The 12629-nt window shown below is 56.7% G+C and carries 10 protein-coding genes; 2 read left to right on the forward strand and 8 right to left on the reverse strand.

Annotated features, from left to right (window positions below; genetic code table 11):
• Positions 1 to 72: 72 nt before the first annotated feature.
• From QSK43_RS24560 to QSK43_RS24580, 5 genes are all read right to left on the reverse strand, one after another.
• Complete coding sequence (locus tag QSK43_RS24560; protein ID WP_332305670.1) at positions 73 to 2457, reverse strand: TonB-dependent receptor; 2385 nt, start codon at positions 2455 to 2457, stop codon at positions 73 to 75.
• A gap of 227 nt (positions 2458 to 2684) precedes the next feature.
• Entirely contained in the window at positions 2685 to 3644 is a 960-nt protein-coding gene (locus QSK43_RS24565; protein WP_332305671.1) for a FecR family protein, read from the reverse strand.
• Positions 3645 to 3858: 214 nt separating this feature from the next.
• Positions 3859 to 4374: an RNA polymerase sigma factor gene (locus QSK43_RS24570; protein WP_332305672.1), complete on the reverse strand. Its 516-nt coding sequence runs from the start codon at positions 4372 to 4374 to the stop codon at positions 3859 to 3861.
• A gap of 631 nt (positions 4375 to 5005) precedes the next feature.
• Positions 5006 to 7258, reverse strand: a complete 2253-nt coding sequence (locus QSK43_RS24575) for a methyl-accepting chemotaxis protein (RefSeq protein ID WP_332305673.1) — start codon at positions 7256 to 7258, stop codon at positions 5006 to 5008.
• Between the two features lie 77 nt (positions 7259 to 7335).
• Positions 7336 to 7578, reverse strand: coding sequence for a hypothetical protein (locus QSK43_RS24580; protein ID WP_332305674.1), 243 nt, complete (start codon positions 7576 to 7578; stop codon positions 7336 to 7338).
• A 532-nt stretch (positions 7579 to 8110) separates the two neighbouring features.
• On the opposite strand from QSK43_RS24580, the gene QSK43_RS24585 reads away from it, so the two are divergent.
• A complete protein-coding gene (locus QSK43_RS24585) occupies positions 8111 to 9349 on the forward strand; it encodes a Fic family protein (RefSeq protein WP_332305675.1) in 1239 nt (412 codons plus the stop codon).
• 293 nt (positions 9350 to 9642) lie between these two features.
• Here QSK43_RS24585 and QSK43_RS24590 read toward each other — a convergent pair whose 3' ends face one another.
• The 3 genes from QSK43_RS24590 to QSK43_RS24600 form a co-directional block, all read right to left on the reverse strand.
• The gene (locus tag QSK43_RS24590) at positions 9643 to 9939 is read right to left on the reverse strand and encodes a hypothetical protein (RefSeq protein ID WP_332305676.1); all 297 of its coding nucleotides are present in this window, start codon (positions 9937 to 9939) and stop codon (positions 9643 to 9645) included.
• A 27-nt stretch (positions 9940 to 9966) separates the two neighbouring features.
• Positions 9967 to 10512 (reverse strand): hypothetical protein, encoded by a 546-nt coding sequence (locus QSK43_RS24595; RefSeq protein ID WP_332305677.1) that lies wholly within the window; start codon positions 10510 to 10512, stop codon positions 9967 to 9969.
• A 337-nt stretch (positions 10513 to 10849) separates the two neighbouring features.
• Positions 10850 to 11596 carry an NADPH-dependent F420 reductase gene (locus QSK43_RS24600; protein WP_442967885.1) on the reverse strand — a complete coding sequence of 249 codons (747 nt, stop codon included), beginning with the start codon at positions 11594 to 11596 and terminating at the stop codon, positions 10850 to 10852.
• 94 nt (positions 11597 to 11690) lie between these two features.
• Here QSK43_RS24600 and QSK43_RS24605 point away from each other — a divergent pair, with 94 nt between their 5' ends.
• On the forward strand, positions 11691 to 12068 hold the full coding sequence (locus QSK43_RS24605; protein ID WP_332305678.1) for a winged helix-turn-helix transcriptional regulator: 378 nt from the start codon (positions 11691 to 11693) through the stop codon (positions 12066 to 12068).
• The last annotated feature ends 561 nt before the right edge of the window (positions 12069 to 12629 follow it).

Here is a 12629-nt window from a genome sequence, read left to right on the forward strand (position 1 = left end):
AACCGGTAGCGATACCGGTTTGCAGCACATGTCGGCGTGTCGGTCGAAGGACGGTTGGCCCCACCCTCATGTTCAGAAATCCACAGTCGCCGACAGCTTGAAAGTGCGGGGCGTGCCCGTCGTTGCCCAGCCACCGTCTACCCCGGCCCAGTAGTTTTTGTCGAACACGTTCTCCACCGACGCGCGCAAGACGAGCGGATTGCCAAATGACTTCGTCTTATACTGAGCACCGATATCGAACCTGGTCCAACCTGACAGTTTCTGGGTGTTAGCCTGATCGATGAATTGGGAACTGGTCGATATCATTCGGCCGGACAGCGTCAGGCCTTCCGCGAACTGCGGATCCCACTCGATGCCCAGATTGGATTGCCAACGGGGCACGCCGATAGCGGTATTTCCGTCATAGAAGCCATCATCCGTCTTGGTCAGCGTGCCCTGCGTATAGGCAACGCCGCCCAGCAGGCGCAGATTTTCTGTGGCCTCGCCGAAGACGTTGAGTTCGACGCCGCGGTTCCGTTGCTCTCCATTGACGGTGAACACCGAGTTGCCGAAGGCATCGGTGGTGATGCTGCTGCCCGGCTTGGCAATCTGAAAGACACTGGCGGTCGCGGTGAACGTTCCGAAATCATATTTGACCCCGGCTTCGAACTGCTGCGTCAGGATGGGAGGGAAGATCTGGCCCGCGTTCGATGTCCCGGCCCAGGCCGTCGGTCCCTGCTGGAGACCCTCGATATAGTTGGCATAGATGGACAGGTTGTCTACCGGCTTCACGACCAGGCCGAATGCTGGTGTCAGCGCGTGCCTGTCATATGCCTGAGACCTACTGCCATTCGGATTGAACACATCGACGCCGATCTGCTGGTAGCGCACGCCTGCGGTCAACAGCACATGATCGTCCAGGAATGATATGGTGTCGGCAAGCGTCACGGCCGGAGCTTTGACGTTCCAGTATCTCGGCGGACTATCGCTGAAACCCGCGGTCGAGGGGCCGGCGACGGTCGGCGCGTTGTATATGTTCGTATCGAATGCCGCGAAGCCGTAATAATTGCTTTGCTGATTGAGCGCCTGAAAAAGATAGGAGCCGTTCAGGTTGACGTTGTGGCTGATCGGGCCGGTGTCGAATTCGCCTCTGATCCCGGTCTGAGTAGAGGCTGAATGTCCGTGGATCGGGCTGTAATATGCCGTCGCCGTAGCATTGCCCAAGGCGTCGTTGACGAAGATGTCGGTGGAGAGAGATTCCTGAGAATAGCCTCGGTAACCGGCGCCGCCATAGATGGTCCATGACGGATTCAGGTCATATTCGAATTTTCCAAGCACATAGGCACTCCTGGTGTTGGAATATTCCCAATCCTGATAGATCTGCTTGCTTAGATCAGGTGCAGCAGGATTGCGTATGTCGGAAGAAAATCCGAAGCCGGCAGCGCCGGTCGGTACATCCGTTTGTTGATCGACATAGCCAGCGTCGAGACTGGCCCTGAAGTCATCGCCACGATAGTCCAGTGCGATGGTGCCGACGCCGAGCTGAGCGGATTGCCCGTCGATTGCGGTATTGCCGCCTCGAAAGATGCCGTTGACCCGGACACCCCATTCCTCGTTTTCGCCGAACCGTCGGCCGAAATCGAGGTGGGTTCCGAACTGGCTGTCCGACGCGTAGCTTGTCGTAACACGTGTAACGGGCTCATCGGTGGCCCTTTTCGGGACGACGTTTATCGATCCTCCAAGAGAACCATACTGGGAATATCCGTTCAGAAGGGCATTCGGCCCCTTGAGGATTTCGACGCTTTCCATGGTTTCGACTGGAATGATGCGGTCGGGTGCAATGCCGCCGTAGCCGTCGATCAGGACGCTATATGTGCCAACTGAAAAGCCGCGAATGTAAAAACTGTCACCAACACCGGCGGACGATCCCATGCCGCTTGTATAGACCCGGACGGAGGGATCATTGGCCACCACATCGGCGATGGTAACAGCCTGCTGATCCTGGATCGTCTTCGACGTGTAGCTGGCCACATTGAAGGGTGCATCCATGATGCTTGTATTGCCCAGCATGCCGAGCTTTGCACCCGATGCGACCTGGCCGCCTGCATAGCTGGGCGGGGCTTCCCAGGAATCGATACCCTCGCCAGCGACGGTAATTGTTTGCAGGAGAGTTGAGCCGTCAGTCGTGATCGCGCTGTCGGTCACAGCCGCCGTTACCAGGGCAGCCGTCGATGGGCCGGAGATCCGGGCACCGACGCCGGTGCCGGTCAACATAACTTGCAGTGCTTGGGCTGGTGTCATGGAGCCGTTGACTGACGACGACTGCTTTCCGGCAACCGCTTGTGACGCAAAGCCGACTTCCCAGCCGCTTGCGCGGATGAATGCGTTGATCGCCGACGAAAGGGGCTGTGACGGGATATTGAAGCTGACGGACTGTCCGGTGATCTGCTGCTGCGCTTTCGCGACAGTGGGAAGCATGAGACTTACACCACCAAGAACACTCGATGTGACAAGCAGGGCTGTCAGATGGCGCCTGCCGCAAAGCGGCCGGTTCCTGCCAGTTTCATCCCTTGCTTTAGCCCGCGCAATCAGCCCCATGGTCGTCCCTCTTAATCCTGATCCGAGGGCCGACACGCATCATGCTTTTCCGGCCCATACACACCTGACAATCGGGCTGGGTAAATCTCACAAAAAAAGTTGATTATTTAACGAAGGATTATAATCCCGCCAGGAAGCCGTGTCACAGTCGCGCCCGCAGCGGTGGCCAGCGAGTGGATGACCCGCTCGGGATTATCGAGGCGGTAGCTACCATTGACCCTCATGCTTGAGAGTCTGGCATTCGCCACCAGTATTGACTGGCCGTAGTATCTTTCCACTTCATCCAGAACCTGACCGAACGGTTGGTCCGTGAAGACGAGCCGTCCCTGAAGCCATGCAAGAGAGGTCGAGGTGTCCGACTTCCTGACAGCAGACAGATTATTGGAGGAGGCAGTGATGCTTTCCCCCGGTTCGAGCGATGCCACATCTTTGCGGTTCTGGAGAAGCGAAACATCGATATGGCCCCTTTCCAACACCACTGTGTCTTCCGCATTGTCGGTGCGGACTGAAAACGCCGTGCCTTTGACTTCCACTTCCGAGAAACTGGCCGCCACCGTAAACGGCCGGGCCGCGTCATGGGCCACATCGAAATATGCTTCGCCCCTAAGAAGGGTCACCGAACGCTTCGTCCCCTGGAAATTCACTGACACAGCCGATGCGGTGTTCAGGATCATCCGTGATCCGTCGGGCAGCGAGACCTCTTCATGCGGACCTGTGGGCGTCGCATAGTCAGCCCGCCAGCGCACCATGACGTCCGGATATTGCTGAATGCCTGTGGCCAGAAGCACCGCCGCCGCTGCCGCCATCGCGATCCGGGGCAACAGTCTTCGTCTTGGTCCGGCATGGCGAAGATTAACGGCCTCGCGCAAAGCAATTGCGTGTTCGGATCGGGCCGCGATCTCGTTGGCCACCATGTCCATTTCGGGAAGTCCCCATGTGCCGACGGCGAGATCGAAGGCTCGCGAATGCGAAGGATCAGCCCGGAGCCAGTCGTCTAACCTAGCGCGAAGGTTGGCATCGTCGGGCGAGGCTTGCAGCGTGAATAGCCAGTTCAGTGCAGCGTCCATTGCTGGATCCGGATGCACGAATTGCTGCTCTTCATTCTCGCGCCTATGCGTGTCGCGTTCCACTCAGCCCATCCCTATCCGGCAGTCGCCAGATCGGGCCGCCTTATTCCTGAGACACTTCACAAACCGGAATCTCCCAAAAATCCTCTTCGCCGGAGGCGATATGGCAACGCTACCCGTTCCCATTGGTAAGCAGCCGGGTAATGAGACGAATTCAGCCACGGTCGATTTTTTCCAGGGCGTCGAGGCAATGGGCATGGGCGAGCTTCAGATCATTGAAAACCGTATTGGGTGACACGCCGAGGTGTTCGGCGATCCGCGGATACGACCATTTCTCAATGCGGCTCAGCATCCAGACAGTCTGTGCACGCTGCGGTAGTTTCGCAATCGCTTCAGTGAGGAGTTCCAGCCGTTGGCGATGAATCAAATCGGCTTCCTGAGACGGCAATGGCGAAGCGATATTCTCGACATCGGTGTCATACAGGTCGTTGCGTTCCACGCTGCCGCGCATGTCCTGGTGCCGCTTATGGTTGATAGCGAGATTGCGGGCCGTTTGATAGAGGAACGCTTCGATGTGCTCGATCGGGCCGTTTTCGATCGCCTTTCTGGCACGGACATATGTCTCCTGCGCTACATCCTCTGCCGTTTGTGGATCGCGAACGATCCGCCTGACGCTCCAGATGAGCGATCTGCGTTTGCTCAGAAAGATGTCGGTCAGCTTCGCAGTCACTTCACTGGCCCGTGAACACGCGCCAACGCCAGGATGTCCGCAACTGCAACCACGTTGCCCGGAGAATACGTCGGCGCATCTATTTTGGATGTCTTGCGGCGGTCGTTTTCCAAAGAAGCGCGTCCATTCGGTTGCGGATTAACAATGCTGACAAAAGATCGAATTTGTATAACAGACGAGATTTTAGATGAAACTGCAAGGAATTTGAACGAATACGCCGTGCGGAACGCCTAATTCTCATGCTGGAACAGATCCTATTAAATCCGGGACATATCCGACAGCTTTCTGCGGCCAGATGGCGCCACTCTGCGGTGTGTGAGGTGGATTGATGACGCTGATCTTCGACCATTTCATTACAGAAGCTAAATTGTGACTTTGGCGATCGCCGCTTTGGATTTTTCTGTCACCGGAATATGGGATGGAGGTTCGGATCCCAGCAAGGCGATAGGGACTGGCGGCGCTTGGGAGTGCGCTTCGCTAATTATCGTTAAAACAATAGCGCGAGATCAGCCAACTGTCAGTTGACAGATTCAGCTCCCATCGGAAGCACGCAGGCTCCGCAAGAACAGTAAGCGCAAACGAGGGCCTGAAGCCCCCGTTCGACTGGTTTTTCGCATCATACTGAATCTAATCAGAACTCTTCCCAGCTATCGGTCGCCACTGCTGCATTGCTGCGGCTGGTAAAGGCCTTGGCAATCTTGCCAACCATCCCGCGGGCCGGTGAAGCGGCAGACGTCGAGCGGGCCGAAGCCACCATCACCGATGCCGTATTGCGAAGCGCGGCGGCTTGAGTGGTGGCGCCGGTGCCTTGGCCGAGCTGAAACTGGCTGATCAGTTCGCGCAACCGACCCGCTTCGGCGGCAAGGGTGGCGCCGGCGGCGTTGGCTTCTTCCACCATCGCAGCGTTCTGCTGGGTCACCTGGTCCAGCTGATTGACGGCGGTGTTGACCTCGGCTAGGCCCACCGACTGCTCGCGCGACGAGGTGGCGATCGAGTCCATGTGCTGGTTGATGGTGACGATATGAGCTTCGATGGAACGAAGAGCTTCGCCGGTGTCCCTGACGAGCTTGACGCCGGTGCTCACTTCTCCGGAAGACTTTCCAATGAGATCCTTGATTTCCTTGGCAGCTTTGGCCGAACGTTGCGCCAATTCACGCACTTCCTGGGCGACGACCGCAAAACCCTTGCCGGCTTCACCGGCGCGAGCCGCTTCAACACCCGCGTTAAGTGCCAGCAGGTTGGTCTGGAAAGCGATATCATCGATGACGCCGATTATGTTGGAGATCTGGCCCGAAGATTCTTCGATACGGCCCATCGCCTGGACAGCATTTGCAACCACAGCACCCGACTGGCGGGCGCTTTCGTTTGCCTGAATGGCGACGGTACGAACTTCTTCGGCGCGTTTCGACGAATTGCTGACATTGACGGTAATCTGATCGAGCGCCGCGGCGGTCTCTTCCAATGATGCGGCCTGCTGTTCGGTGCGCTTCGACAGATCGTCGGCGCTGTTACTGACTTCGCGTGAACCGCTGTCGATCGAGCGGGTTGCCTCGGAGACAGAACCGAGCGTGCCGCGCAGTTGTTCGACAGCAGCGTTGAAGTCGGCGCGGAGGCTTTCGAAATCGGCAGCGAATGGACGGGCGAGCTGGAATGTCAGGTCGCCGGACGAGAGGTGCTTGAGGCCGGTGGCGAGGCCATTGGTCGCCTCGGCCATGGCTTCAGCGCGCACGCGCTGTTCCTCGGCGTTCTGGCGGCGCTGCTCCTCGGTCATGTTGCGCTGCTCGTCGGCTTGGCGCTCCAGTTCCTTGGTCTTGAGGGCATTGTTTTTGAATACCTGTACGGCGCGCGCCATGGCGCCTGTTTCGTCGGGACGGTCCTCGCCTTCGATGTTGGCGGAGAGGTCTCCGGCAGCAAGCCGCGACATCGTGTCGGTCAGGCGTCCGATGGCATTTCCGAGTGACTTTGCGAACAGGAAAAAGGCGGTGAGGGCAATGATCGAGGTGAGGACGGTAACGCCGAGCATGGTCCACAAAGCAGTGCGGGCTGCAGCGATAATCTCCGTGGCATCAGTACCTATTTCAAATACGCCGATCGTTTCGCCGGTAAATGAACTGAAGGGAACTGCTTTGACAAGCATGTCGCGGCCTTCTAGCACAGTCGTTTCAAACACGGGTTTGCCGTCAAAGGCAGCCTGAATCTTTTCTGAAGGCAGAATTGCCTTGCCGTTCTCCGTCGACGACTGGTTCACCAGCTTTCCCTCGGAAAGCACATTCACGGAAATCTCAGCACCCAGCCTTTCGGCCAAAGGCGCAAAATACGCATTCGACAATTCCGTACCGACATCGACGACGCCGACGACGTTGCCATTCATAAGGACGGGCGCAACGGCGTAAATCCCAATGCCGGTTCGCCCTGGTTCGATGCCGGCGGCCACCTTCCCAGTTGAGACAGCCGATGCGACAGTTTTACGGCGAGACAGGTAATTGTCGCCGAATTTTTCTGGCGCGTGGGCCCGTGCGACGACGTTGCCTTTAGCATCGGCAATGGTAATGTTTTGTAACCCACCGATTTGCGCAACCGACTTGATGTTGGTGGAAAACTTCTCAAGAAGACGCTGTCGATCGTTCGTGCCGATATAGTCAGCAATGTCAGGCTCGCCTGCGAACGCCAGCGCGAGCGCTGAAGCGGAGCGTTGAATAGCTGCCATGTCCGTCTGTATGACGTTAAGATCACTGGTCGCCTTGCTCTGCAGTGCTTTGTCGTTCATGTCAGCTTGGCGGTACCAGGCTAAGCCGCCAATGGCGGCGCTTGCGAAAAGGACAGCGGCAAAGCCGTAGCCCGTGATCTTGATCCAAAGTGGATTTCGTACAGCTTCTGCAGTCATTTGGTCCCCCGGCGAAACGCGTCTTGTCTGCAGGGACGATCTGCGAAAAGCCTCAATTTTTCATAAAAATTGCTTTATTAAAGGATAATTTTCTTCGTCAGCCCCGCTCTGGTGCTACGGCCAGATAAAGACAGCTTCAGCCAACGGATGATTGCCTCCAATGCCGGCCGCAGCTGTTTCCTGAGTTCATCTGTCATTTCGTCTGCGATCCCGCAGGCTTCTCCGATCGCGACCAGTTGAGACGACCATTCAGGATCGGTGGCCGCTTGCGGTAAATGATGAGGCTGATCAGATAGGCGATCAGGCACCGCCTCGATCATTCGCATCAACCCAAGGCTAGCCGCAGGTCTAGACATAGATCTTCACATTCAGAGAACTCCTACGCCCGAAATACCCTACTCAGCGCGGCACCCACTCGCGCGGCGGATCTTGGGGTCCGTAAGCGGAGTGGCGCGGGTGTGAACCAGCGGTTGTTTTTCCAGACTGGGCCCAGGCTGAATGGTGATGCCCAAATATTTGGGGTTCGGAATGACTGGTCGTTGGTTCATATCCTTTCAAGACCGTAGAACCAACATGCACATCGCAGTGGAAAGACCGGAAGTTCGCAGATATTTACCTGGGAAGACCAGCCGCGCGTCATCGCTCGAATTCTTTTTGGTGATTGATAGATCATGTCTTGATGAAGGGACCATAGCACTCGCGACAACATCGGCCGGATGGTATGACCAATTGCGCCTTCGGTGATGAATAATATCGCACAAAAGATCGGCCAAAAGATCGGCCAAATGTAATGGGAAATTGACAAAAACCCCATATATATAAATAATATAAGAAAATTGGATATCGGCCAAAATGACTTTCGAAGAAGCATCTGCCCGCATCGAACCGGCGCGTATTGAGCATCCCAATGGCGAGCTGCTGGACCTTTCGCTTGAGATTGTCGCTAGGGCCGAACGACTTGGTCGTGCTCTCCATCCTGAAACCGCAGCCCAACTGGCTCGCACCGTCAGGATCATGAACACCTACTACAGTAACCTGATCGAAGGCCACAATACTCGGCCACGCGAGATCGAGCAGGCCCTGCAGGGAATTAAGCCCGAGGACGATCGGCGCGACCTCAAGATCGAAGCCGTCGCCCACTATCGTGTTCAGCAGGAGATCGATGAGCGAGAGGCGGCAGGGACTCTGCCCGATCCAGCATCGCTAGAATTCATCCGCTACCTTCACCGTGCCTTTTATGATGGCGCAACAGAAAAGGTGCTGACGATTGTCGGTAATCACCACAGCTTTGTCATGACGCCCGGCGAATGGCGGCGAGGGGAGGAGCAGGACGTCGAGGTTGGCAGGCATCTGCCTCCCGCGAGCGATCACGTGCCCTACTTCATGGCCTACTTCCATCAGCGGTTCGCCTTCCAGCCGGCTCCAGGAGGAGCGATGATGGCGGTTGGGAGGAGCCGTAGCGCCCGCCTTTTTGCGATGGCGACCGCTCATCACCGTTTCAACTACATCCATCCGTTTCCGGACGGCAACGGCCGGGTTAGCCGTTTGATGAGTCATGCGATGGCACAAGCGGCCGGAGTGGGAGCGCATGGTCTCTGGTCAGTTTCCCGCGGCTTGGCTCGAGGCCTGGCGGGGGGGGCTGAAGGACGCGCCGAATATAAGCAGCATATGGCCTGGGCGGACGAACCACGTCAGGGCGACCGCGATGGACGGGGCAACCTGTCGCTCAAGGGATTGGAACTGTTCACCAGTTGGTTTCTGCGCGTCTGTCTCGATCAGCTCGAATACATGGACAGCCTGTTTGACCTTAAAACACTAGGAGGACGCCTCAAGCGGTATGTCTATCGTCAGGAAGCTTTGCCTGACGAGTGCGCGCCCTTACTTCAGGAGGCCCTTGTGCGCGGAGAATTTGAGCGAGGAGAGGCTTCGCGTATCACTGGCCTGCCAGATCGATCGGCGCGGCGCGTTCTCAAGGCGCTGACGGATGAGGGCCTGCTTGCGTCAGTTACCGAAAAAGGGCCTGTGTCACTGCGCTTTCCAGTCCAAGCGCTCGATACTCTTTTCCCTCGCCTCTATCCCGAGGACGCATGACTATTTCGTGCGCTAGTGGACCCTGCGGCTGCCCGAGACGCGTCCAGAGGAGGATTAGTGGGTACGCCAAACAGAAGCTTAGCCGAACTGAGGGTGCAGCGGTTCGATGCCCATCAAGGCGTTCCCGGCGCGCGCTTGGACGTATTCGATGTTCAATTGCTAAGATTGAATTTGCTCATGGGGTACAAGTCTCGCCGTGTTTCAGGCGGGGATGAGCGCAATTGCCAGCAACGAAACATATGCCTACTCTATGACGACAGTTGCTCCTGCTTCTGCTCCGGTGAGAGCCTCGGCTATCCACGCTGAACCGCCAGAAAAAGAGCGACGATCAATATCACGAAGAGCCCAGCCGCCGCCGCCGCTATCCCTACAAGAGCAAACCATGTCCGCACATCGAGGAGGCTTGGTCGCCGACCGCCAGCCGCCTTTGTGCCGAGAAATGCCAAAGATCCGAGGACAACCGGCGTGCCCCCTCCAATGACCATCGCTACTGCCCCTTCCGGGGCAGTGGTTCGCCAGATCATCCCGAATACGTAAATGCCGGCAATCGTTCCAACAATGAGGGAGCCAAGAATGAGAAGAATGCGCATTGTGTGTCTTTCGCAACGAAGGCGCTATTATTCACCGGGCAACTTTACATTCATATCGTAGGAGCAGCCGATGAGTGTTTTGCCCGGATGACTGCTAACGGTCGAAATGTTCCGCGTGATACGCGTGGTGATGGTCCAGCCGGTTTCCTGATCCTTCTCGGACTTGTTTATCAGCTCGTGCTCTCCAAGAAATTTGTTTGACCCAGGAAAACTGTTCGGAATCTTTTCCTGACGCGCCAATTCGCCCGGATCGGCAACATCAAGAACCGCAAGCACGGCATTGGCGCTGAACACAATGGTACTGGTTTCATGGCCGGCAATTTTAATCGGAGACGGAAGCCGATATTGCGAGAGGAGCAGGTTGCTGGATTCCTGTTTTTTCCAGCCCCTTTTTTTAAAGCCGCCGTCCTCGTCACTCAGCGTTACGGAAAAACCCATATACTGAGGCGCGTCGAGTTTGCAGTCGATAGCATCAACGATATTTACAGCATCGGGATCATATTCTTTTTCGGCTTGAGCCAGAGCTGTAGTCAGGATCAGGAATAGTCCCGTGAGGGAGGCGCGCGCTATCATCTTTCAATCTCCATTCCTTGCCGCACCAACTTCGTTCGAGCAGCCATATCAACGAAATATTCGACCAGCGATCGCATATACGAAGAACAAAAGGATAGCCATAAAACGACGTTGATCCAGGTAAAATCCTGTAACAGAGCCAAAACCGCCGTTTGGTTCCAAAGAGCGCGGTGTCGCCTTGTAGTTGGGTGAGTGGTGGATGAGATGGCCTTTCCAACAGCGCTTGTATGCTGCTGGAGTTGCACATCCCAATCTGCTGGGTTTGTTGCTTTCCGTAGAACACCGATCCGCAGCACGACCTCATCATGGTGCAGATCGAATATAGGGCGCTGTTGCTTTATTGAAGCGGTACGAACGAACGGTTCATCGCCACGCGGTCCTCGTGGGTCGAGTCCGGCCCTAGCGTTGCCATCTTGCTCTTGAACGCGGGCCATCTTGTGGGTGCTTCACCCTTCGCCGCAGCATCGAGCGCCCTGCGCATGGTGGGGGCGTCGAAGTCGCAGCAATAACCCGGCGTCAACGGTTGTTGCCTCCATGATTCAGCGAGCGATCCGCCGTCGACCGGATCGAACCCGACCTCGTTTACGATTGCCATGGCGATCTTCTTCGCGGCGTCGTCGTCTCCCGCGACCGCCACGGCCAGTCGTCCGACCGCACCTTCGGGCTGGCCCAGTTCCGCCAGGGAATATGCGAGGATGTTGTTGAAGGCCTTGATGATAGGGCGACCGATCTGTCTGGAGACCCAGACGCTCTCGACTTCGCCTGCATCGAGGTCGGCGATCTGCGGGTCGCACAGACCCGGATAGTAATTGCTGGTATCGATGATCGGGACGTTGGCAGGCAGGTCCTTGAAGAGGTCCTTCGGCAAATTTTCGATGGCGAGAAGCGGAATGGAAAGAATGACAAGGTCCGCGCCGTAGATGGCTCCTTTGGTGTCCGCAGCCGTGACTCCTATCTCGTCGGCGAATGGCCTGACGGCATCCGCGCCCTTAGAGTTTGCCACCCTGACCTCATGGCCTGCCGATGCAAGCTTGCGAGCAAGAGCGCCGCCGATATGGCCAATTCCGATGCTGCCTATTTTCATGCTGATGCTCCTGTTGTGCTGCCTATCAAGATAATGAATACTGCGACTTCAACAAGAACAGACAGATAAGTAGGTAACCCACCAAAAGGTATGTATGGCGCAGGAACGGGAGTGGAGATGCGGTGACCCGCAGCAGCAACGCAAATGGGCGGACGCGACGACGGACGCCGTGCGGGTACTCGAAGGCAAATGGAAGATCGTCATCATCTGCCAACTATTCGGGGCCAAGGAGGCGCTTCGCTTTTCCGAACTGGAACGGCGGTGCGAAGGGGTGAACCAGAAGATGCTCATCCAGCAATTGAAGGAGCTGGAGAAGGACGGGATCGTAACCCGTACCGTCTATCCCCAGGTGCCGCCGAAGGTAGAATATGCATTGACCGCGATGGGCAAGGCCCTGGGGCCATCGATGGCCGAACTCATCGACTGGGCCATCATGCGCAGGGAGCGGATGGTGGAGGAAGTCCAGACGTGATCGGTGTCTTCACGCCTTGCGCTTGGACGACATCGTGGCATCGCAACTTCTGCTAGTTCTCGTCGAATCGGAGTGCCGTGTGACGTTCCGGGCTTGCCGGAGCAGCCTCGATAATCTCGTTGTGAGTCGATGTCACCAACGAGAACGACGGTCTCTATGCCGCGAGTGATCGCGGTATAGAGCATGGTCCTGTCCAGCAGCTTCGACCGAACGACGGGGATGATGACCCGTTTGAATGCCGACCTTGCGCCTTGCGTACGCCCAGCCAAGGGTGAACTTCTCAAGGTCGGCCGTGGTGATCACGTCTTCAGCGCCATCGTCGAAGCGTGTCCAGGCACCTTCGCGATGGGTTTGGAGACCGCGCCCGAGGTGTCGTTCATGAACCCCGCGCAAATCGGATCGCCCTTAACCTTGTTCCCAAAAACAACACGATCCAATGACCGGATAGTTCCATAAGATAGATTATGCGATTTTATCTTGTAGCGGGGGTGGGTTCAAGCTTGAAGTGCGACTTGCGAATGATACCAATGGGTTATCAGTCACAAGGAAGATGCAATGGAA

Source organism: Rhizobium sp. GR12 (assembly GCF_036596185.1).
Taxonomy (GTDB): Bacteria; Pseudomonadota; Alphaproteobacteria; order Rhizobiales; family Rhizobiaceae; genus Agrobacterium; species Agrobacterium nepotum.

What these genes read in the sequence shown, in the direction of transcription:
- QSK43_RS24580 (WP_332305674.1), bottom strand. Translation starts at nt 7,578, where the DNA reads ATGATCGAGGCGGTGCCTGATCGCCTATCTGATCAGCCTCATCATTTA.
- QSK43_RS24590 (WP_332305676.1), bottom strand. Translation starts at nt 9,939, where the DNA reads ATGCGCATTCTTCTCATTCTTGGCTCCCTCATTGTTGGAACGATTGCC.
- QSK43_RS24600 (WP_442967885.1), bottom strand. Translation starts at nt 11,596, where the DNA reads ATGAAAATAGGCAGCATCGGAATTGGCCATATCGGCGGCGCTCTTGCT.
- QSK43_RS24605 (WP_332305678.1), top strand. Translation starts at nt 11,691, where the DNA reads ATGGCGCAGGAACGGGAGTGGAGATGCGGTGACCCGCAGCAGCAACGC.
- QSK43_RS24575 (WP_332305673.1), bottom strand. Translation starts at nt 7,258, where the DNA reads ATGACTGCAGAAGCTGTACGAAATCCACTTTGGATCAAGATCACGGGC.
- QSK43_RS24585 (WP_332305675.1), top strand. Translation starts at nt 8,111, where the DNA reads ATGACTTTCGAAGAAGCATCTGCCCGCATCGAACCGGCGCGTATTGAG.
- QSK43_RS24595 (WP_332305677.1), bottom strand. Translation starts at nt 10,512, where the DNA reads ATGATAGCGCGCGCCTCCCTCACGGGACTATTCCTGATCCTGACTACA.
- QSK43_RS24565 (WP_332305671.1), bottom strand. Translation starts at nt 3,644, where the DNA reads ATGGACGCTGCACTGAACTGGCTATTCACGCTGCAAGCCTCGCCCGAC.
- QSK43_RS24560 (WP_332305670.1), bottom strand. Translation starts at nt 2,457, where the DNA reads ATGCTTCCCACTGTCGCGAAAGCGCAGCAGCAGATCACCGGACAGTCC.